Origin of the sequence: Frateuria sp. YIM B11624 (assembly GCF_049727805.1) — a bacterium.
Taxonomy (GTDB): domain Bacteria; phylum Pseudomonadota; class Gammaproteobacteria; order Xanthomonadales; family Rhodanobacteraceae; genus Frateuria_A.
Map to the genome: position 1 here is coordinate 17,296 of NZ_JBCNYA010000010.1, position 20,764 is coordinate 38,059.

Here is a 20,764-nt window from a genome sequence, read left to right on the forward strand (position 1 = left end):
CGATGCCACACGGGATGGGCGGTGGATCGAGACTGCGGACCGATCGAACGACGGCTGCAGTCACCGCACCAGGATTTCGTCGCTGAACACATAGGCCGGCTGGCCGGCGCCCTCGTGCCCCGCGGGAAGCAGGCCGTAGTTCTGCGCGATGACGCGCAGGTAGCGCGCGGTGACGGGCGCGGCGGTGTCGAAGCGCACCTCGTGCACGATCGGGCGCAGGTCGGCCGGGTCGACCGCGAGCGCGACGTCCTGCAGTGTCCGCCAGCGCTTGCCGTCGTCCGACACGGCGAAGCGAACGTGGCGCGGCAGCAGGATCCATGAGCCGCTCTGCTGCAGGAAGCGGACCCGGATCGCATGCAGCGGCGTGGGCTGCTGCAGGTCGATCGTGGCGTCCATGTCGCTGCCCTGCCAGCCGGTCCACAGGCCGTCGTGGAAGTCGCCGCTGCCGATCACGCCATCGACCAGTTGGGTAGCGGTGCCGGCATAGCGCGGATCGGGCGCGGCGGCGTAGCTCACCGGCTTGCCCAGCGCCTCGTTGTCGGCGATCTCGAAGGTCTGGCTGGCCAGGTACGGCACGCCGTGGCGAAACGGCGCGACCTTGATCGTCGCCGGTTCGTAGCGGTCCAGCACGTCGCCGAAGGCGGGCGATTGCATGGTCGGTTCGCTGCCGTCGAGCGTGTAGTGCAACTGCAGGTCGTCGAAGCCGCGCGCGGCGCGCAGCCGCCAGCGGCGGTGCTGTGGGTTGAAGCCGAGGCGATAGTCGACCAGGTCGCGGTCCTCCGGTCCGTAGGCGACGTGGTGGGCATCGAGCCAAGGGTAGTGCGCGCGTACGCGGCGCCGGAAGTCGGCATAGTCGTGCGCGTCCGGATTCCAAAGCCGCTCGGACAGCGCCATCACGCGCGGGTACAGCATCGCCTCCAGGTTGCGCGGCGTAACGCGTTCGGTCCACAGCGGCGCCTCGGCGCCGAGAACCTGGCCGCGATGCGCCGCGTAGGCGGGGGCGGCGAAGGCGTCGGTGCGGTAGACGTCCTCGAGCGTTAGGTCCTCGACGGGCGTGTCGATGTAGAACGGGCCGGCGACGATCAACCGGTTGCCATTGGCCAGCGCCTTGGCCGCCTCCGCGTCGCCGCGCCACATCTCCACGATCGCGTCGCGGTCGGCGCCGCCTTCGAGGATCTCGTCCCAGCCGATCAGCGTCTTGCCGCGCGCGGCGAGATCGCGCTGGATGCGCTGGACGAACCAGCTCTGCAGTCCTTCGGCGTCGCGCAGGTGCTGCTCGCGCATGCGCCGCTGCGAGGAGGCGCTTTCGATCCATTGCTGCTTGGGCACCTCGTCGCCGCCGATGTGGATGTACGGCGCGGGGAACAGCGTGGCGACCTCGTCGAGCACGTTGTGCAGGAAGGCGAAGGTGGTCTCGTCGCCCACGCAGTAGATGTCGGTGAACACGCCCCAGCCCGTGGGCACCTGGATCGGCCGCTTGGGGCAGGACAGCCATGGGTAGGCCGCGATCGCAGCCGAGGCGTGGCCGGGCATCTCGATTTCCGGCACCACCATGATGTTGCGCCGGCGCGCGTACTCGACCACCTCGCGGATCTGCTGCTGCGTGTAGAAGCCGCCCGTGCGCGTGCCGTCGGCCTCGGTGCGCCAGGCGCCGACGCGGGTGAGCTCCCGATACTTGCGGATCTGGAGACGCCAGCCCTGGTCGTCGGTCAGGTGCCAGTGGAGGACGTTGATCTTGTAGCGGGAGAACAGGTCGATCTGCCGCTTGACCAGCGCCACCGGCATGAAGTGGCGCGCCACGTCGAGCATGACGCCGCGCCAGGCGTAGCGCGGAGCGTCATCGATGCGCACGGCGGGAACTTCAAATGTGCCGCCATGCTCCGCCGGCAGCAGTTGCAGCAGCGTCTGCACTCCCCAGAACAGGCCGCGTTCATCCGCGGCGGCGATGTCGATGCGACCGGGTGCGACGGTGAGCCGATAGGCTTCGTCGCCGTGCACCGCAGGGTCGATGCGCAGCGCGATGCGCGAGCCGTTTGCCGATGCGTCCGTCGGCAGCGCAAGGCCGGCCTGCGCCTGGATCGCCTCGCGCAGGAAGGCGCCGATTTCCCGTCCACGCGCGTCGGCGGGCGCCACGATGCGCGTGTCCGCGCCGAGCACGAAACTCCCCTTCCCTGCCTCGATCTTCTGCGGCTGCGGGATGATCGCCCACTGCGCATGCACCGTGCCGCCGCAGGCGACCATCGCGAGTACCAGCAGCAAGGTCGCCACGCGCATGGGCTTTCTCCCTTCCAAGAAAAAAAAGCTCCCCGGCCGAAGCCGGGGCGCGCGAACTCGCGCCGGAGAGGATCCGGAGCGACCGGGCCGGCCTTGCCGGCCCGGAGGCCCATCAGTCGAGCTTGTAGTTGACCGTCATCAGCACTTCGCGGCCGTTGTAGTTGGCTCCCTGCAGCGTCGGGATGAACTCGAAGCCGCCCGCGTAGTAGGGAATCTCGCCCTTGTTGTCGAAGATGTTGGTGACGCCAAAACGCAGGTTCATCTTGTCGCTGAAGCGATAACCGACCGAGCCGCTCCACACGATCCACGGCCTGATGCGGCCCTTGTAGACGACGCAGTCCGGATCGCCGAGGTCGGGCTTGATGCCGTTGTCCAGGATCTCGCACCCGTCGTAGTTGTTGGCGCGGATGCTGCCGGCGCGCTCGCCATAGACGGTTACGCTCCAGCGATTACCCTGCCAGTTGGCCGTGCCACGCACCCGGCTCGCCACGCGGTCGTAGCGGGTGTTTTCCAGCGGATCGCTCTGCAGCCGCCGCTCCTTGTAGGAGAGGTTGTCGGTGTAGTCGATGCTGAGGCTGAAGTTGCCCCAGTGCTCGGTGGGTTTCGTATAGGCCAGCGAGGCGTCGATGCCGCTGACGTACAGCTGGCTCTCGTTGATCGGGCCTGAGTAGACGGCCGTGATGTTGCCGTTGGCATCGCGCTTGACGTTGGCGATCACGCTGCGGCAGTAGGACGAACCCAGCCCGTGCGCGATATACGGCGAGCCGTCGACGTTCAGGCCGGTACGACAGCCTGCCTCGTCCTTCAATATATCGTCCTGACCCACGTTGACGATGCCGTTGTCGATACCGATGTGCCAGTAGTCGGCCGACACGGACAAGCCCTGCACGCCAGGGATCTGCCACACGAAACCGTACGTCCAGGAATGACCGGTTTCGTTGTTGAGCGTCGGTCCGCCGGCCAGATAGGACTGGAAGTACGTGCTGTGCTGGGTCGCGTTGCAGGTGCGGTCGCCTGCCTGGATGCACTGGAAGTAATCGGAGTAGATGCCGACCTGCGACACCGACGGGTTCTTGTAGATGTACTGCATGTCCGGCGCGTGGAAGTTCGTGCCGTAGCCGCCGCGCAGCAGCAGGCCCTCATACGGCCGCCACTCCAGTGAACTGCCCCAGGTGCGCGCGACATCCGCCGCGCTGGCGTCGCGATACTTGTCCAGCCGACCGGACAGCGTCCAGGTGACCTGCGAGGTCAGCGGCATGCGCAGTTCCGAGCCCAGCGAGATGCGGTTACGCGTGCCGCCGCCGGTGATGTAGTCCTGGAAGGGATCGCCGAAGTGCGTGTCGTTGCCGCGCGGATCGGGCGAGAGCTGGAAGCTCTGGTGCACGGCTTCCAGCACCGCGGCGAAGCCGACCGGACCTGCCCACAGGTTGAACAGCTCGTCGGTGTTGACGTTCAGCGTGGCCTGATCGAGCTCGCTGACCGCGGTGTTCTCGCCGGACACGCCGAAGCTCTGGTACTGCGCGGGCGTGATCGGGTTCCAGAAGCGCTGGCTGTTGAGCGCGTAGACCGGCAACGTCTCGCCGTTGACGGTCGTCGTGCCCTGCTGCGGCCCGAAGAAGAAGTCGAACATGCCCTGCTCGTTCAGACCGGTGTAGTACTCGTGCACGATGTACTTGTTCTGGCCGAGCATGAAATCCCAGTTGAAGCGGTCGTCCATGAACGAGCCGCGCAGGCCGGCGCGCAGGTCCCAGTTCTGTTCGCGGTCGTGGGTGTTGCCGTAGCTGCCCAGCTCCTGCGGGGTGAGCTGACGGAAGTAGTTGCTGATCACCTGGCCGCTGGTGGCGTCGTAGAAACCGTTGGGCAGGCCGCCCATCGGATACAGGAACGGCAGCTCGGTGTTGGAGGTGCCGACCGTCTTCCACAGGCCGGCCGAGCCGTAGAGCTGCAGGCCACCGCCCAGGTCGTAGTCGCCGGCGACGTAGGCGTCGGTGTTGTCGCTACCCGGGGTCAGCACCCAGTTGGCGAACAGGGCCGGCTGCGTGCAGTAGTAGCCGTGGTCGGTGACGTCGTTGGTGTTCACCGTGTGGCCGGTGGTGGACACGGTCTGCGAATGGCGCAGCGCGAAGTTGTTGCCGAACTGGCCGCACGCGTTGGCCGGCGGCGCGATGTAGTTGCCGTCGGCGTTGGTCAGCGCCAGGCCCGGGTAGGTGTTCCAGCCGAACAGGCGCGCGTTGTAGTCGTAGGCGCCGTAGCCGGCGTCGGCTTCCGAATCGGTGTAGGGGCGGTCGCGGCCCCACAGTGCGTCGCGGTGCGATTTCTCGAGGTTGTACACCAGGTGCCAGCGATCGCCCGAGCGGCCGCCGACCAGGTTCAGGTCGCCGTACTCGCGCCCGCCGTGGGTGGCGCCGCCGAGCGAGAACTGCACGTCGTCGCCCTCGTAGTGTTTCTTGAGGATGATGTTGACCACGCCCGCGACCGCGTCGGAGCCGTACAGCGACGAGGCGCCGGTGGCGAGGATCTCGATGTGGTCGATCATCCCGGTCGGGATGTTGTTGTAGTTCTGGAAGTTCGTGCTGGCGCCGGAGGACTGCGGATAGTCGCTGACGCGATGGCCGTCGATCAGCAGCAGGCTGCGCCCGGAGCCCAGGTTGCGCAGGTTGAGCTGGCGCGCGTTGACCGAACTCGAGCCCCAGCTCGGCGGCGTCTGCGCGACGCCGGTCTGGGTGATCGAGTTCATCACCTCGTAGACGGTGGTGAAGCCTTCGCGTTTGAGTTGCTCGCCGGTAATGGTCACCACCGGTGCGGGGCCTTCGACTTCCACGCGCGGGATCAGTGAACCGGTGACGACGATCTTCTGCAGGGTTACCGGCTTCTTCTGCGCCTTGCCGGTATCGGCCTGGGCCGGTGCGGTCGAAGTGGCGTCCTGCGCCAGCGCTCCCAACGGAAGCAACAGCGCGAGCGCGAGCGCGCCGGTGAGTGCATTGCGGCGAAACATGGTCACGTGATGCATGAGAACTCCCCTCCCCAGACAACAGCGGTGTGTGGTTCAACCATGCGCCAGCGATGCACCTGCCCGCCTTGCATCTAGCGGTAGGCACGTCCCTCGCGGGCCACGCCTTGAACGGTTCTTGGTGCTTTAAATCGATCTAATTGGATCGGTCCATACGTTAATCAGAAGTTGGGGCGGGCGCATCTTGCACAGCAGCAAGGCCGTTCATGATGGCGATACGGGGCGCGCACGCCGGTAGCCCGCACTTGAGCTCCCGGGGATCTTTTCGATCGGCCACGAAGGGGGATCTGCAACGTTCCGTGCTCTTCCGAATGGACGGATGGACGGCCGATACAGCACCGATTGCGCGGGAACAAACGGCCGGCGCAGGTGACATGACCCTCCCCACTTTGCGACCATCGGGGTTTTGGCGCTCTGCGCCCGGCAGACACAGGGGCCCTTGATGGCAAACCAGACTTCGATCCGGCGTGACGTCGGTCCTTTCGCACTGATGTTCACCGGCCTGGGCTCGATCATCGGATCGGGCTGGCTGTTCGGCGCGTGGAACGCCGCCAAGCTGGCCGGCCCCGGCGCGATCTGGGCGTGGGTGCTCGGCGCGGCGATCATCCTCTCGATCGCGCTCACCTATGCCGAGCTGGGCGCGATGTTTCCCGAGTCCGGCGGCATGGTGCGCTACGGCCACTACTCGCACGGCTCGCTGGTCGGCTTCATCGCGGCGTGGGCGAACTGGATCGCGATCGTCTCGGTGATCCCGGTCGAGGCGGAAGCCTCGGTGCAATACATGGCCGGCTGGAAATGGCAGTGGGCGCAGGACCTCTACCACGCCGTGCCCGGCCAGCACGGCGAGCTTAGCCAGATGGGCGTGGCGATCGCCGGCGTGCTGGTGATCGTCTACTTCCTGCTCAACTACTGGAGCGTCAAGCTGTTCGCGCGCTCCAACAGCCTGATCACGCTGGTCAAGCTGATCATCCCGGCGGCCACCGGCGTCGCGCTGATCGCCAGCGGTTTCCACGGCGAGAACCTCGCGGTGGGCGCGGGCGGCGGCAGCCATGCGAACGATTTCGCGGCGATCCTCACCGCCGTGGCCACCGCCGGCATCGTGTTCAGCTTCAACGGCTTCCAGAGCCCGGTGAACCTTGCCGGCGAAGCGCACAACCCCGGCCGCAGCATCCCGTTCGCGATCATCGGCGCGATCCTGCTGGCGACCGTGGTGTACGTGCTGCTGCAGGTGGCCTACCTCGGCGCCGTGCCGCCGGACCTGCTGGCGAAGGCCGGCTGGAAGGGCATCAATTTCAGTTCGCCGTTCGCGGAGCTCGCGGTGCTGGTCAACCTCAACTGGCTGGCGATCCTGCTGTACGCCGACGCCTTCGTCAGCCCCAGCGGCACCGGTATGACCTACACCGCCACCACCGCGCGCATGATCTACGGCATGGAGCGCAACGGCACGCTGCCGCGCATCTTCGGCCGGATCGATCCGAAGTCCGGCGTGCCGCGCCCGGCGATGTGGCTGAACCTGGTGGTGTCGTTCCTGTTCCTGTTCTTCTTCCGCGGCTGGGATTCGCTCGCCGCGGTGATCTCGGTGGCGACGATCATTTCCTACCTGACCGGCCCGGTCAGCGTGATGACGCTGCGCCGCACCGCGCCGGAGCTGCACCGTCCGTTCCGGCTGGCCGGCCTGCCGGTGATCGCCGGCATCGCCTTCATCATGTCCGCCGAGCTGCTGTACTGGGCCAAGTGGCCGCTGACCGGGCAGATCATCCTGCTGATGGTGGTCGCGCTGCCGGTGTACTTCTACTACACGGCCAAGCACGGCTGGCACGAGTTCGGGCGGCACCTCAAGGGCGCATGGTGGCTGATCGCCTACCTGGTCACGCTGGCGGTGGTCTCGAAGATCGGCAGCGCGAAGTTCGGCGGCATGGACTACATCCCCTACGGCTACGACCTCGCCGTGGTGGCGGTGATCGGCCTGGTGTTCTACCTGTGGGGCGTGAAGTCGGGTTGGCGCACGCCGGCGATCGAGGCCGAGCGCGAGCAGGCGGCGCTGCATCCCGACGCATTGCAGATCCCGCCGGACGAAGAAACGGCCGAGCGGGTGATCCGTTCCTGAGTGGCGGCTCCCGCTGCTCCCCGAAACGCGCGGCGATCGCCGCGCGTTTTTTTTGCGAACGCGTCGCCGGGCAGATGAGGCGTCAGCCGGTTCCTTCGGAACCGTCCAGATCCAGCGCGAGGATGTGGTCGTCGTATTCGCGGTCGCCCACGCGGAAGCTGCGCCTGCCCGCCGGGACGAAACCCTGGCGCGCATAGAACGCCTGCGCGGCGGCGTTGCCGGCATACACGCCCAGCAGCACGCGGCGGCTGCCGAGGCGGCGTGCCTCAGTGAGCGCCTGCTCGACCAGTTGGCGCCCGGTGCCACCTCCCCGAAAGCGCTGCAGGAGATAGATGCGCTTGATCTCCAGGTCGTCCGCGCGCGGCGCGGCGACCGGCAGGCGCGAAGGCATCATCAGCAGGTAGCCGACCGGCGCGCGGCCGGGCGCTACCGTCGCCAGCCACGCCCGCGTGGTGGGCTGGGCCAGCCATTCGCGATAGAGCGCCGGCGCGTGCTGCGTGGCGCAGTGGTGCAGCACGTCCGATCCGTCCAGGATGCCCGCGAAGGTCTCCAGGAAGGTCGCCTGCCCGACCAGCGCCAGGCGTTCGGCATCGGCGAGGGTGCAGGGGTGGATGGCGGGCGCGGCAGGGTTCGTCATCGCGGTTCCGGTCGGCGGCAGGAAGCCGAAGCCTAGCTCCTGCCCTTCCATGACGACACGGACGATCAGGCCAGCGCGAGCACGTCGCCCAGCAACGCCTGTGCGGTGACTTCCGGTCCCGCCCCCGGGCCCTGGATCACCATCGGCTGGGTGTTGTAGCGGGTGGTGGTGAGGGCGAACTGGTTGTCGGTGCCGTACAGCCGCGCGGCCGGATGGGTCGGGGGTACCTCGACCAGCCCGACACGCGCGCGGCCGCGCTGGTTGAGGCGAGCCAGGAAGCGCAGCACGTTGCCGCGCGCGGCCGCCTGCGCGTGGCGCTCGGCCAGCGGCGCGTCGAGTTCGGCCAGGCGGTCGAGGAAGGTGGCGGCATCCACCTCGCGCAGCGCGGGCGGCACCAGGCTTTCTACCTCCACCTCGTCGCTGCCCAGCGCGAAGCCCGCGTGGCGGGCCAGGATCAGCAGCTTGCGCGCGACGTCCTCGCCGGACAGATCCGAGCGCGGATCGGGTTCGGTGTAGCCGAGCGTGCGCGCCTCGGCGAGCAGCGCGGAGAACGGTCGGCTGCCGTCGTACTGGTTGAACAGGTAGGACAGGGAACCGGAGAACACGCCCTCGAGCGTGAGCAGGCTGTCGCCGCAGCCGCGCAGGCGGCGCAGCGTGGAGAGCACCGGCAGGCCGGCGCCGACGGTGGCCGCGTCGCCGTAGCGCGCGCCATGGGCGAGCGCCGCCTGCAGCGCACGCCAGCCGGCCAGCTCGCCGCCGGCGAGCGCCTTGTTCGCGGTGACCACGTGATAGCCCTGCGCCAGCCAGGCCGCATGCCGCGCGGCGAGCGCGGCGCTGGCGGTGGCGTCGATGATCGCCTTTACCGGCGCATCGCTGGCATCCAGCGCGGCGAACAGCGCCGCGTCGTCGCGCGCCTCGCCCTCATTGCGCAGTTGCTCGCGCAGGTTGCGCTGGGCCAGCCGCTGCGGATCGGTCTGCTGGCGGCGCGAGTTGGCGGCGCCGACCAGCTTGAGCGGCGCGGCAGCCGGCGTGTTGAGCAGCTTGAGCAGCGCGCCGCCGACCACGCCGGTACCCAGCAGCGCCACGGCGATGGCCGGTACCGGTTGCGTACGACAGTCCGCCAGCACCGCGCTCATGCGCGCACCACGCGTTTGGACGGCTTGACGGCCGCGGCGCGGTCGAGCGCACGCGAGAGGTCCAGCAACAGGTCGTCGCCGTCCTCAATGCCGACCGACACGCGCAGCAGCGTATCGGCGATGCCGGCGGTGCGGCGCGCTTCCGGCGCCATCGCGGCGTGGGTCATCGAGGCGGGGTGGGCGATCAGGCTTTCCACGCCGCCCAGCGATTCGGCCAGCGAGAAGAACGCAAGGTCATCGACGAACGCGGCGACGTTGGCCTCGTCCCCTTCCAGCTCGAAGCTCAGCATGGCGCCGAAGCCCTGCTGCTGGCGCGCGGCCAGCGCATGGCCCGGATGGCCCGGCAGGCCCGGGTAGTACACCGCGCGCACCGCCGGGTGCAGCGCCAGGTACTCGGCGATGCGCAGCGCGTTCTCCTGGTGCTGGCGCAGGCGCACCGCCAGCGTGCGCAGGCCGCGCAGGGTGAGGAAGCTGTCGAACGGCGCGCCGGTCAGCCCCAGGCAGTTGCCCCACCACTTCAACTGGTCGGCCACGGCCGCGTCGCGCGCCACCACCGCGCCGCCGACCACGTCGCTGTGGCCGTTGATGTACTTGGTGGTCGAATGCACCACCACGTCGGCGCCCAGCGCCAGCGGCTGCTGCAGCGCGGGCGAGAGGAAGGTGTTGTCCACCACCAGCAATGCGCCGACGGCGTGCGCGGCCTGCGCCACGTGGCGGATGTCGGTGATGCGCAGCAGCGGGTTGGACGGGGTTTCCACCCACACCAGCGCCGGCTTGCGGGCGAGGCCGGCGGCCAGCGCCGTGCGGTCGGTGAGGTCGACGAAGGCCACCTCGAAGCGGCCCTTCCTCGCCCACGCATCGAGCAGGCGCCAGGTGCCGCCGTAGCAATCGTGCGCGGCCAGCACCAGGCCGCCGGCCGGCACCAGTTCCAGCGCCACCGCCACCGCCGCCATGCCGCTGGCGGTCACCACGGCACCGGCACCCAGCTCCAGTTCGGCCAGCGCATTGCCGAGCAGGTCGCGGGTCGGATTGCCGCTGCGCGAGTAGTCGTACGGCCGTTTGCCGCCGAGGCCTTCGAAACTGTAGTTGGTCGACAGGTGCAGCGGCGGCACGATCGCGCCGTGCTGGGTGTCCGTCTCGATGCCGGCGCGCACGGCGCGGGTACAGGGGGCCGATTCGCTCATGGGGAGTGCTCCGGGTTTGAGCCAGGGGGATTCAGGCCAGCGCGGCGCGCAGCAGCGGCGCGAGCTGGTGGGTTTCCTTGAGGAAGCCGTCGTGCCCGTAGGGCGACTCGAGGACTTCCAGCGTGGTGGGGCCGTGCAGGCGCCGCTGCAGTTCGCACAGGTCGGCCAGCGGCACCAGCAGGTCGGAGGCGAAGCCGACCAGCGTGGCGGGCGTGGGGATGTGCTCGGGCGTAACGTCGTGCAGGTCGATCGATTCGGACAGCGCCAGGAAGCGTTCGGCATCGAAGCGTTCGACGAAACGGCGGCCCTGGTGTTCCAGGTAATCCTCCACCGGCAGGCGGAAGCGGCCGTCGCGGAACTCCGGCGCGCCGGCAAAGCGGCGGCCGAACTCCTCGCGGCCACGATAGGTGGTCACGGCGAGCTGCCGCGCCAGCGCCAGCGCCTCGTCGGCCTGGCCGTTGGCCAGACCCAGCCGCACGATGCCGCGCTGCACGCTGCGCTGGGCCGAGGCCAGCGGGTGCGGGCGGTGCGCGCCGGCCAGCAGCACCAGGCGGTCCACCGCGCGCGGGTGGCGCGCGGCGAAGGCCAGCGCCACCATCGCGCCGTAGGAGGCGCCGACGAAAGCGTGCGCGCGATGGATGCCGAGCGCGTCGAGCAGCGCGGCCAGCGCATCGGCCTGGTCCTCGCTGGAGATCGCCTCCACGCCGAGATCGTCCGGGCCCAGCCAGTCGATCGAGAGCACGCGGCAGTGGTCCAGGTCGATCGCGGCACCAGCGTCGACCAGCGCCTGCCACCAGCCGTCCGCGTCGTCGAAGGCGGTCACGTCGCGGCTGGCGGAGATGCCGCCCTGCACGATCACCGTCGGCGCGTCGGCGGCGCCGCACCACAGGTAGCGCACGTCGACGCTGCGCGCGCCGTGGCCGTACTTCGGGGAAAGCGTCAGTCGCCGCGTGCTGCGCTGGGCCGTGAGGCCGCCCATGCGCGCGTCCACCCGCGATGGCGGGGCGACGGGCGAGGCAGGCAGGGGCAGCAGCTGGGCGGTCATGCGGTTCTCCGTGGCATCACCCGCGGGAACCGGAAAGGTCGCCACCCCTCGCCGACGGTAAGCCGTCGGCGACGAATCACGCCCATCTCTCGGTGGCGCTCACGCGCCCCGCAGGAATTGGCACCGTGGCGGGAACGCTTCCCGCAGGTTGCCCCGGCATCAAAGGGCCTATCCCTCCGCCGGTCTCGATGAGTGGGGCGGATTGTGGGCTCGGCATATGGATATGTCAATAGACGTTTAGACGTCTGGATGTCCTTTCAAGGTATCCATCGAAATTCCCCCTCCAGGGAAGCGGCTGGGGTGAGGGGCGGTTCTTGCGGCGGGCCTGCTACGAAGCGAAAGAAAGTCCACGCCGCAGCAGCAAGCCGCCCCGCGAGCCCCGGCCCCTCACCCAACCCTCTCCCCGGAGGGGAGAGGGCTCAAGATCGGGCAGGCCCGGGATTGCGCACGGGCGTATGCTGTGGCCCCCTCCCGCTCGCCCCATCCATGACCGCCACACTCCCCGCGCTGCACGACCGGCTTCGCCAGGACGGCTATGCCTTCGTCGCCGCCGACGGCATGCGCGAACTGCTCGATGCCGCCTCCCTGCCCGACTGGGCAGCCTTCACCGCCAGTTGGGACGCGCTGGCACCGGATGCCTACCTCGCCTCGGTCGGACGCCACCGGCGCCGGCGCCATGCGGTGTTCTCGGCCGATGCGCAGGGCGTCCGCCGCGAGCCGGACCAGCCGCACTACCAGAGCAAGACCTACAACACGCTGCAGGGCGACATCGAGCGCTGGTTCGAGCCCATCACCGCCGACGGCCCGAGCCTGCGCCGCGTCCTGGATTTCTGCCACGGCTTCTTTGGCGGACTCGCGCCGCAGGTGGCCCGCTGGCACGTGGAGGTGCACCAGTTCCGCATCGAGGCGCGCGCCGGCGAAGCGGGCGAGCCCACGCCCGAAGGTGTCCACCGGGACGGCGTGGACTATGTGCTGGTGCTGCTGGTCGACCGTACCAACATCGAGAGCGGCACTACCACCATCCACGCCGCCGACGGCCGGCTGCTGGGCAGCTTCACCCTCACCCACCCATTCGATGCGGCGCTGGTGGACGACGCGCGGGTGTTCCACGGCGTCACCGCCGTCACCCCGCTCGACCCCGCGCAGGCCGCGCACCGCGACGTGCTGGTGGTGACCTACCGGGCCGCCTGAGGGTTGTGCCGGCGTGGCGGTGCGCACCGCGCCCGCGCTGGAACGTCACTGCTTCACGGCGACGAACGACATGTGGCTGGCACGCAGCATGTTGTCGACGGCGACGTCCATCGTCCTGCCGTCCGGATGGATCGTCATCCGGTCGATGCTGACCGTCTTGCCGTCGCGCTTGTCGGTCTCCACGAAGCTGTGCGGACCCGCCTTGGTCACGCTGACGCTGGTGACGCCCGGATCGCCATGGAATGGCGCTTCGGTGCCGTCCAGCCGGGCGGTGTAGGACTGCCCGGTCGGGCTGTGCATGGTCAGGCTGCCGCCCTCTTCCTTGAAGGTCATGCGCAGTGCGTTGTCCGAGAGGTTCTGGTAGCTGGCCGCCCGCCAGGAGCCGGACAGCGCGTGCGAGCCCGCCGGTCCCTTGGCTGTGCGCGTCAGCGTGCCCTTGCCGGTGACCGGCGCGCCCTGGGTGTCGCTGCTGTCGCTGAACTGGAAGGTCGCGGTCCTGCCGTCGGGGGCTACCGTGGTGGTGGTCGTGGCGACCACCTTGCCGTTCTTCTTGTCGGTTTCCTTGACGGTGTGGTCGTCCACCACCGTCATCGCCACCGCATCGAAATACGGATGGCCGCTGACCGGGTGGTCGGCGCCATCCGCCTTGATCTTGAAAGGCGGCGCACAGCTGCGGCAGTCGAAGATGCCGTCCTTGAGCACGAACACGTCGGACTTGGTGGGCAGGTGCACCCGGTTCATGTCGATCTTCCAGGTGCCGTCGATGGGGCTTTGCGCCATCGCCCACGCGGGCGCGAGCAGGCCCGCCAGCACGCCAGCCAGCATTGCGGTTTTCATGGTCCACACTCCGGAGGTTGGTTATGGCCGGGGTTGCTTCCCGCCCGCCCCTGTCGACCGCATTCCGAACCCGGCGCGCGCACGCTACGCCGGCCTCTGCTAACGGCGGATCAAGCCGGCGTCACGCCAGGCGAACCGCCGGCAGGCGCGTCGGGCGCACTCCTGCCATGATGGTTTCCCCCTGCAGGACATCGCCCATGAACCACCGCGAAGCCGTCGGCGCGCGCTTCGACCCCGCCCGGATGCAGCACGCCCGTGCGCAGTGCTGGGCCGCCCTGCGCGGCATCCGCGAGCGCATGCGCCCGGGCATCAGCGAGGAGGAAGCCAGGGCCGAGGCCATGCAGGTGTTCGAGGAACTGGGCGTGCAGCGGTTGTGGCATCCGCTGTTGATCCGCATCGGTGCGAACACGCTCAAGACGTATCGGCAGCGTTCCGATCCTTCGGTACGACTGGGCGAGAACGACATCTGTTTCATCGACCTCGGCCTGGTGTTCGACGGCCACGAAGGCGACGTGGGCGACACCTTCGTGATCGGCGAGGCGCCGGAACGACGCGCCTGCGCGGAGGCTGCCCGCTGCCTGTTCGACGAGGTGGCGCAGGCCTGGCGCACGCAGGGCCTGAGCGGCCGCGCGCTGTACGACTTCGCAGCGGAACGCGCCGAAGCGACGGGCTGGCGCTTCAATCACGCGATCAAGGGGCATCGGCTCAGCGACTATCCCCATTCGGTACACAAGGGCGGCGACCTGGGCACGCTGGATGGCAGGCCGACATCGGGGCTGTGGGTGCTGGAGATCCAGATCGCGCATCCGACCGAGCCGTTCGGAGCGTTCTACGAGGATCTGCTCACCGCTTGAGCCCACTCCCCGGAAGGGAGAGGGCGCCGGCCGCGGTACAATGCGCGGTTCGCATCCAAAGTCCGCCCTGCCGCATGTCCACGCACCTCTCCGAAACCCGCCGCCGCCGCACCTTCGCCATCGTCAGCCATCCTGACGCGGGCAAGACCACGCTGACCGAGAAGCTGCTGCTGTTCGGCGGCGCGATCCAGATGGCCGGCTCGGTGAAGGGCCGCAAGGCCGCGCGCCACGCGACCTCCGACTGGATGGCGCTGGAGAAGGAGCGCGGCATCTCGGTGACCTCCTCGGTGATGCAGTTCCCCTACGAGGGCAAGATCGTCAACCTGCTCGACACCCCGGGCCACGCGGACTTCTCCGAGGACACCTACCGCGTGCTCACCGCGGTGGATTCGGCGCTGATGGTGATCGACTGCGCCAAGGGCGTGGAGGAGCGCACGATCAAGCTGATGGAGGTGTGCCGCCTGCGCGACACGCCGATCATGACCTTCATCAACAAGCTCGACCGCGAGGGCCGCTCGCCGATCGAGCTGCTGGACGAGGTGGAGTCGGTGCTCGGCATCGCCTGCACGCCGGTGACCTGGCCGATCGGCATGGGCAAGCGCCTGAAGGGCGTGTATCACCTGTTGCTCGACGAAGTGCACGTGTTCGAGCAGGGCAGGAACTTCACCCGCCAGGATTCGACCATCTTCAAGGGCCTGGACGCGCCGGGGCTGGAAGCGGCGGTCGGCGCAGACATGCTGGCCGAACTGCGCGACGAGCTGGAGCTGGTGCAGGGCGCGTCCAACCCGTTCGACCTTGCGCAGTACCAGGCAGGCAAGCTGACGCCGGTGTTCTTCGGCTCGGCGGTCAACAACTTCGGCGTGCAGTTGCTGCTGGACTTCTTCGTCGAGCATGCGCCCGGTCCGCGCGTGCGCGCCACGCTGAGCCGCGAGATCCAGCCGGAGGAGGAGAAGCTGACCGGCTTCGTGTTCAAGATCCAGGCGAACATGGACCCGGCGCATCGCGACCGCGTGGCCTTCATGCGCGTGTGCTCGGGCACCTATTCGGCCGGCATGAAGATGATCCAGACGCGTACCGGCAAGGAGGTGCGCATCGCCAACGCGCTGACCTTCATGGCCTCCGACCGCGAGATCGTCGAGAGCGCCTACCCCGGCGACGTGATCGGCCTGCACAACCACGGCACCATCTCCATCGGCGACACCTTCACCGAGGGCGAGCCGATCAGCTTCACCGGCATCCCGAACTTCGCGCCGGAGTTGTTCCGCCGCGCGCGCCTGCGCGATCCCTTGAAGATGAAGGCGCTGCAGAAGGGCCTGGCGCAGTTGTCGGAGGAAGGCGCCACGCAGTTCTTCCGCCCGCTGATGAGCAACGACCTGGTGCTGGGCGCGGTGGGCGTGCTGCAGTTCGACGTGGTCGCCTACCGGCTGAAGGACGAGTACGGCGTGGACGCCTCGTTCGACCCGGTCGGCGTGGTCACCGCGCGCTGGGTGCACTGCGATGATGCGAACAAGTTGGAGGAATTCCGCGAGAAGAACGCGATGAACCTCGGCATCGACGCGGCGGGAGAGCTGGTCTATCTCGCGCCCTCGCGGGTCAACCTGCAACTGGCGCAGGAGCGCTGGCCGCAGGTGCGCTTCTCGGCCACGCGCGAGCACGCCGCCTCGGTCGAGGTGTAGCCCGTCCCTTGTCCCCTCGCGCCGCCCATGCCAGCGGCGGCCGCCGCATGACCTCCTCCACTGGGCACCTGTTGGGTGCACTGCTAGCGTGCGCCCTCCAACCCAGGGGGAATCGCATGCACGGCTACCAACTCGCCTTCACCACGCCTGCCCAGGCGGCCGGCTGGCAACGCTGGCTGGTGTTCTCGCCGCTGGCGCGCATCGTGTTCTTCGCCGCACTGGTGCTGGCGGCCAGCATGGTCTTCTGGATCATCCCGCACCCACCGGCCGACAACCTGGTCGCCGCGGGCCTGCTCGGGCTGGGCTTCCGGGCCATGGTGCCGCTGGTCGCCTACCTGCTGCTGGTGAAGCTGATCGAGCGGCGCCCGGTCCGCGAACTGGCGCTGCGCCGTCTCGCGCCCGACGGTGCGCTCGGCCTGGCTGCAGGCGCCCTGCTGTTCAGCGCCGTCGTGGGCGTGCTGTGGCTGCTGGGCAGCTACCACGTCGTCGCCGTCGACCCGGATGCGCACTGGATTCTCGCCGCGATGACGGTGGGATTGGGCGCCGGCATCGGCGAGGAGATCATCTGCCGCGGCGTGCTCTACCGCATCGTCGAGGAAGGCCTGGGCAGCTGGATGGCGTTGCTGTTTTCGGCGCTGTTCTTCGGTGCCGCGCACCTGAACAACCCGGGCGCCACGCTGTGGGCCGGGCTGGCGATCGCCATCGAGGCCGGTGTCCTGCTGGCGCTGATCTACCTGGTCACCCGCTCGCTGTGGGTGTGCATCGGCCTGCACGCGGCCTGGAACTTCATGCAGGGCACGGTCTACGGCATTCCCGTCTCGGGCACCCGGGCGGACGGCTGGCTGGTGTCCACCCGCAGCGGGCCGGACTGGCTGAGCGGCGGCGTGTTCGGCGCGGAGGCGTCGGTGGTCGCGCTGGCACTGTGCTCGCTGGCTTCGATAGCGCTGCTAGCGGTCGCGCTGCGCCAGGGCAAGCTGGTGCCGCCGCGCTGGCGGCGTTGACGCACGCCCAACCGGCCGACGCTAAGCTGGACCGCCCTCCGCGACGGACCGGTAAACAGCATGGCAGCAACGCAGGCGTCCCATCGGCATTCCTGGCTGGCCAACCTGCCCGGCCGCTACAAGATCCTGCTGGCGATCTGCCCGCTGCTGGGCCTGTTCCTGCTGACCAGCCTGGCCACGCTGGCCACGCTGCGCCAGCAGGAACAGACCCGCCGCTGGGCGCAGCACACCTATGACGTGCTGCTGGCCCTGGACCAGGCCCAGCAGGCCAGCCAGCAGGGATTGATCGCCGCGCGCGGTTACGTGCTGTCGCCCGATCCGACCGAACTGGCCGCCTGGCAGCAGGCACGCCCGCAACTGGACCACAGCATCACCAGGCTGCGCGTCCTGATGGACGACAATCCCGTGCAACTGGCACGCCTGGACGACCTGCAGGGACAGGTGGCGCAATGGGCCGACGAAGCCGACCGCCTGATCATCCAGCCGCTGCGCGCGCTGCCTGCCCGTGACCCGGCCGCCACGCTGGCGCAGCGCCTGCAGATCCGCAGCGCCTACCTCGCCCAGCGCAAGGTAGGCTCGCCAGACATCACGGCCGCGCTGGCGCAGATGGCCGCCACCGAGCGATCCATGCTGGCCGAGCGCAACGCCGCGCTCAGCGGCACCCTGCGCACCCTGCGCATCATCAACATCCTGGCGGTGGTCGCCGGCCTGCTGTTCGGCCTCTACGTGCTGCGACTGACCTTCCTCACGGTGATCCGCCCGCTGCGCCAGACCACCGACATCATGAACCAGTTGGCGCGGCGCGATCCCAGCGTGGTGATCACCCGGCTGGGCCGACGCGACGAGATCGGCGAGATCGCGCGGGCGCTGGAGGTTTTCAAGCAGGTGATGCTCGACCTGGACCGGCAGGACTGGGTGAAGTCGCACTCCTCGCGCATCGCGCAGCGGCTGCAGCAGGCCTCCAGCTATCACGACTTCGGCCGCTGCCTCACGAGCGAGCTGGCGCCGCTGGTGGGCGTGGGCATCGCGATCTACTACCTGCACGAGCCGCCATCCGGGCAACTGGAACGGATCGGCAGCTACGGCCTGGCGCCGCCGGCGCAGGCGCCCTCGCGCCATGCGCCCGGCGAGGGCCTGGTCGGCCAGTGCCTGCTGGAGGGCAAGCCGATCGAGCTGGAGGTGCCCGCCGATTACCCGCGCATCCACTCCGGCAGCGGCGAGGCCGTACCCACGCGGGTCACGGTGCTGCCGGTGATCTATCTGGGCGCCGTGACCGGCGTGATCGAACTGGCCGGCTTCGCGCCGATCGCCGGCCGCGCGCGTGAACTGCTCGACGAACTGCTGCCGCAGGTTTCGCTGACGCAGGAAAACCTCACCCGCGCGATCGACACCCGGCAACTGCTCGAGCAGACCCGCGAGCAGGCCGATGACCTGCGCACGTCCGAACTGCTGATGCGCCAGCAGAAGGACGTACTGCGCCAGAGCAACGACGCATTGCACGCCAAGACGCTGGAGCTGGAAGAACAGTCGCAGCGCCTGATCGCCTCGGAGGAGGAACTGCGCCGGCAGGCGGCGGAACTGCAGGCCTCGAACGAGGAGCTGCGCGACACCACCGCCAGCCTCGACCTGCAGCGCCACGTGCTGGAAGAGCTGCAGCGCGACACCGAGCTGAAGGCCGGCGAGCTGGCCCGCGCCAGCCAGTACAAGTCCGACTTCCTGGCCAACATGTCGCACGAGCTGCGCACGCCGCTCAACAGCCTGCTGATCCTCTCGCGCAGCCTCGCCGAGAACGAGGGCGGCAACCTCGACGAGGAGCAGGTCGAGTCGGCCCGCATCATCCACGACGCCGGCAGCCACCTGCTGCGGCTGATCAACGACATCCTGGACCTGTCCAAGATCGAAGCCGGCAAGATGGACCTGATCGTCGAGCCGCTGCGCCTGGCCGACTTCGCGCGCACGCTGCGGCGCACCTTCAACCACGTGGCGCAGGAAAAGGGACTGGACTTCACCCTCACCGTCGAGCCGGACGCGCCCGCCGTGCTGGACACCGATGGCGCGCGGCTGGAACAGGTGGCCAACAACCTGCTCGGCAACGCCTTCAAGTTCACCGCCAGCGGCGGCGTGCACCTGCGTATCAGCCGGGCCGATGCGGACCTGGCCGTGCCGATCGAACTGGCCGGCCAGCCGCTGGTGGCGATCAGCGTGCGCGATACCGGCATCGGCATCGCGCCGGAAAAGCACCAGCGCGTGTTCAACGCCTTCGAGCAGGTCGACGCCAGCACCAGCCGCCATTACGGCGGCACCGGCCTCGGGCTGGCGATCTGCCGGCGCATCTGCGAACTGCTGGGCGGCGCCATCACACTGGCGAGCGAGCCGGGCCAGGGCAGCACCTTCACCGTGCTGCTGCCCGAGCACGCGCCGGCGGCCATGCCTGTCACGGTCGAGCCGCGTCCTGCGCGCACCGTCGCGCCCCCCGGCCTGGTGGACGACGACCGCGCCGACCTGCGCCCGGGCGAGGCCAGCGTGCTGGTGATCGAGGACGATCCCGCGTTCGCGCGGATCCTCGCCGACATGCTGCATCGCAAGGGTTGCCGCGTGCTGCTGGCGGCCGACGGCGAAAGCGGCCTGGCGCTGGCACGCGAACACCCGCCCAGCGGCGTGCTGCTCGACGTCGCGCTGCCGGGCATGGATGGCTGGGCGGTATTCGAGCGGCTGCGCGCCGACCCCGCCACGCGCGCGGTGCCGGTGCACTTCATCTCCTCGGCCGAAGGCGCCGGCCGCGCGCGCGAACTGGGCGCGGTCGGCTTCCTCACCAAGCCGGTAACGCGCGAGGCGATCGCCAACGCGTTCGAGCGCCTGCTGGATGGCCGCCACGGCCGGCTGCTGGTGGTGGACGACGATGCCGACGCACGCCACGCCGTACGCCATCTGCTGGGCGGCTACCAGGTCGTCATCGACGAAGCCGGCTCCGCCGAGGAGGCGCTCGAGCGCACCGCGCAACAGCGCTACGACTGCATCGTGCTCGACCTGGGCCTCCCCGGCATGTCCGGCATGCAGTTGCTGGACCGGCTGGCCGACCGCCCCGACGGCCTGCCGCCGGTGGTGGTCTACACCGGCCGCGAGCTCGGCGCGGAGGACAGCCGTCACCTGCGCCAATACACCGACGCCATCGTGCTCAAGGGCGCGCGCTCGCCGGAGCGGCTGCGCGAGGAGGTCGGCCAGTTCCTGCACGCCATCGGCCAGCCGACGGACCCCGCATCGGCCAGCGATGAGGCGCGTGTACCGCGTGCATCGTCGCCCGCCGGCACCACCCTGCCCGCGTCGCTCAGCGGCCGTCACGTGCTGCTGGTCGACGACGACATGCGCAACCTGTTCGCGCTCTCGAAGGTCATGCGCGGCTGGGGCCTGGAGGTGAGCATGGCCGCGGACGGGCCCAAGGCGCTGCGCGTGCTGTCCGAGCGCGAGGACATCGCACTGGTGCTGATGGACATCATGATGCCGGGCATGGACGGCTACGAAACGATCCGCGCGATCCGCAGCCAGGACGGGCGCGCGCGGCTGCCGATCATCGCGCTCACCGCGCGGGCGATGCCCGGCGATCGCGAGAAGTGCCTGCAGACCGGAGCCAACGACTACCTCTCCAAGCCCATCGACACCGGCAGGCTGGCCACGATGGTCCAGGCCTGGCTGCAGGGCTAGCGGCGGCAAGCCCTGCGAACCAGGGCGGCTGCCGCAAAGCGCGAACCCGTTCAGCGCACTGCCGACCTCCGTGGCTATGATCCAGGCAAGCAACCGGAAGGTGACCGAAGCGC

Annotated in this window: 13 protein-coding genes and 1 riboswitch; of the genes, 6 read left to right on the plus strand and 7 right to left on the minus strand. The window is 69.2% G+C overall.

Annotated features, from left to right (window positions below; genetic code table 11):
- Nucleotides 1-60: 60 nt before the first annotated feature.
- Both AAIL17_RS06775 and AAIL17_RS06780 read right to left on the minus strand, forming a co-directional pair.
- Nucleotides 61-2,274, minus strand: coding sequence for a family 20 glycosylhydrolase (locus AAIL17_RS06775; protein ID WP_424682066.1), 2,214 nt, complete (start codon nt 2,272-2,274; stop codon nt 61-63).
- Between the two features lie 112 nt (nt 2,275-2,386).
- Complete coding sequence (locus AAIL17_RS06780; protein WP_424682067.1) at nt 2,387-5,284, minus strand: TonB-dependent receptor plug domain-containing protein; 2,898 nt, start codon at nt 5,282-5,284, stop codon at nt 2,387-2,389.
- Nucleotides 5,285-5,726: 442 nt separating this feature from the next.
- On the opposite strand from AAIL17_RS06780, the gene AAIL17_RS06785 reads away from it, so the two are divergent.
- Nucleotides 5,727-7,391, plus strand: coding sequence for an APC family permease (locus AAIL17_RS06785; protein WP_424682068.1), 1,665 nt, complete (start codon nt 5,727-5,729; stop codon nt 7,389-7,391).
- A gap of 82 nt (nt 7,392-7,473) precedes the next feature.
- Here the strand turns inward: AAIL17_RS06785 and AAIL17_RS06790 are convergent, their stop codons facing one another.
- The 4 genes from AAIL17_RS06790 to metX all read right to left on the minus strand — a co-directional run bounded on the left by AAIL17_RS06790 (nt 7,474) and on the right by metX (nt 11,393).
- Nucleotides 7,474-8,028, minus strand: a complete 555-nt coding sequence (locus AAIL17_RS06790) for an N-acetyltransferase family protein (protein WP_424682069.1) — start codon at nt 8,026-8,028, stop codon at nt 7,474-7,476.
- Between the two features lie 65 nt (nt 8,029-8,093).
- Nucleotides 8,094-9,164: a homoserine dehydrogenase gene (locus AAIL17_RS06795; protein ID WP_424682070.1), complete on the minus strand. Its 1,071-nt coding sequence runs from the start codon at nt 9,162-9,164 to the stop codon at nt 8,094-8,096.
- A complete protein-coding gene (gene metB / locus AAIL17_RS06800) occupies nt 9,161-10,348 on the minus strand; it encodes a cystathionine gamma-synthase (RefSeq protein WP_424682071.1) in 1,188 nt (395 codons plus the stop codon). Before metB ends, AAIL17_RS06795 begins: the two co-directional genes overlap by 4 nt.
- Nucleotides 10,349-10,379: 31 nt before the next feature.
- Nucleotides 10,380-11,393, minus strand: coding sequence for a homoserine O-succinyltransferase MetX (gene metX, locus AAIL17_RS06805; RefSeq protein ID WP_424682072.1), 1,014 nt, complete (start codon nt 11,391-11,393; stop codon nt 10,380-10,382).
- Nucleotides 11,394-11,472: 79 nt separating this feature from the next.
- A riboswitch (SAM riboswitch) is annotated at nt 11,473-11,588 on the minus strand.
- A gap of 291 nt (nt 11,589-11,879) precedes the next feature.
- On the opposite strand from metX, the gene AAIL17_RS06810 reads away from it, so the two are divergent.
- The gene (locus tag AAIL17_RS06810; RefSeq protein WP_424682073.1) at nt 11,880-12,584 is read left to right on the plus strand and encodes a 2OG-Fe dioxygenase family protein; all 705 of its coding nucleotides are present in this window, start codon (nt 11,880-11,882) and stop codon (nt 12,582-12,584) included.
- Nucleotides 12,585-12,629: 45 nt separating this feature from the next.
- Here AAIL17_RS06810 and AAIL17_RS06815 read toward each other — a convergent pair whose 3' ends face one another.
- Complete coding sequence (locus AAIL17_RS06815) at nt 12,630-13,421, minus strand: hypothetical protein (protein ID WP_424682074.1); 792 nt, start codon at nt 13,419-13,421, stop codon at nt 12,630-12,632.
- Nucleotides 13,422-13,618: 197 nt separating this feature from the next.
- On the opposite strand from AAIL17_RS06815, the gene AAIL17_RS06820 reads away from it, so the two are divergent.
- The 4 genes from AAIL17_RS06820 to AAIL17_RS06835 all read left to right on the plus strand — a co-directional run bounded on the left by AAIL17_RS06820 (nt 13,619) and on the right by AAIL17_RS06835 (nt 20,651).
- Nucleotides 13,619-14,275 (plus strand): M24 family metallopeptidase, encoded by a 657-nt coding sequence (locus AAIL17_RS06820; RefSeq protein ID WP_424682075.1) that lies wholly within the window; start codon nt 13,619-13,621, stop codon nt 14,273-14,275.
- 74 nt (nt 14,276-14,349) lie between these two features.
- On the plus strand, nt 14,350-15,951 hold the full coding sequence (locus tag AAIL17_RS06825; protein WP_424682076.1) for a peptide chain release factor 3: 1,602 nt from the start codon (nt 14,350-14,352) through the stop codon (nt 15,949-15,951).
- Nucleotides 15,952-16,067: 116 nt separating this feature from the next.
- The gene (locus AAIL17_RS06830; protein WP_424682077.1) at nt 16,068-16,952 is read left to right on the plus strand and encodes a lysostaphin resistance A-like protein; all 885 of its coding nucleotides are present in this window, start codon (nt 16,068-16,070) and stop codon (nt 16,950-16,952) included.
- 60 nt (nt 16,953-17,012) lie between these two features.
- Nucleotides 17,013-20,651, plus strand: a complete 3,639-nt coding sequence (locus AAIL17_RS06835) for a response regulator (RefSeq protein ID WP_424682078.1) — start codon at nt 17,013-17,015, stop codon at nt 20,649-20,651.
- The last annotated feature ends 113 nt before the right edge of the window (nt 20,652-20,764 follow it).

Bases quoted from the DNA above. Each gene is read 5' to 3' on its own strand.
- AAIL17_RS06775 (WP_424682066.1), bottom strand. From the start codon at position 2,274: ATGCGCGTGGCGACCTTGCTGCTGGTACTCGCGATGGTCGCCTGCGGC.
- AAIL17_RS06780 (WP_424682067.1), bottom strand. From the start codon at position 5,284: ATGCATCACGTGACCATGTTTCGCCGCAATGCACTCACCGGCGCGCTC.
- AAIL17_RS06785 (WP_424682068.1), top strand. From the start codon at position 5,727: ATGGCAAACCAGACTTCGATCCGGCGTGACGTCGGTCCTTTCGCACTG.
- AAIL17_RS06790 (WP_424682069.1), bottom strand. From the start codon at position 8,028: ATGACGAACCCTGCCGCGCCCGCCATCCACCCCTGCACCCTCGCCGAT.
- AAIL17_RS06795 (WP_424682070.1), bottom strand. From the start codon at position 9,164: ATGAGCGCGGTGCTGGCGGACTGTCGTACGCAACCGGTACCGGCCATC.
- metB (WP_424682071.1), bottom strand. From the start codon at position 10,348: ATGAGCGAATCGGCCCCCTGTACCCGCGCCGTGCGCGCCGGCATCGAG.
- metX (WP_424682072.1), bottom strand. From the start codon at position 11,393: ATGACCGCCCAGCTGCTGCCCCTGCCTGCCTCGCCCGTCGCCCCGCCA.
- AAIL17_RS06810 (WP_424682073.1), top strand. From the start codon at position 11,880: ATGACCGCCACACTCCCCGCGCTGCACGACCGGCTTCGCCAGGACGGC.
- AAIL17_RS06815 (WP_424682074.1), bottom strand. From the start codon at position 13,421: ATGAAAACCGCAATGCTGGCTGGCGTGCTGGCGGGCCTGCTCGCGCCC.
- AAIL17_RS06820 (WP_424682075.1), top strand. From the start codon at position 13,619: ATGAACCACCGCGAAGCCGTCGGCGCGCGCTTCGACCCCGCCCGGATG.
- AAIL17_RS06825 (WP_424682076.1), top strand. From the start codon at position 14,350: ATGTCCACGCACCTCTCCGAAACCCGCCGCCGCCGCACCTTCGCCATC.
- AAIL17_RS06830 (WP_424682077.1), top strand. From the start codon at position 16,068: ATGCACGGCTACCAACTCGCCTTCACCACGCCTGCCCAGGCGGCCGGC.
- AAIL17_RS06835 (WP_424682078.1), top strand. From the start codon at position 17,013: ATGGCAGCAACGCAGGCGTCCCATCGGCATTCCTGGCTGGCCAACCTG.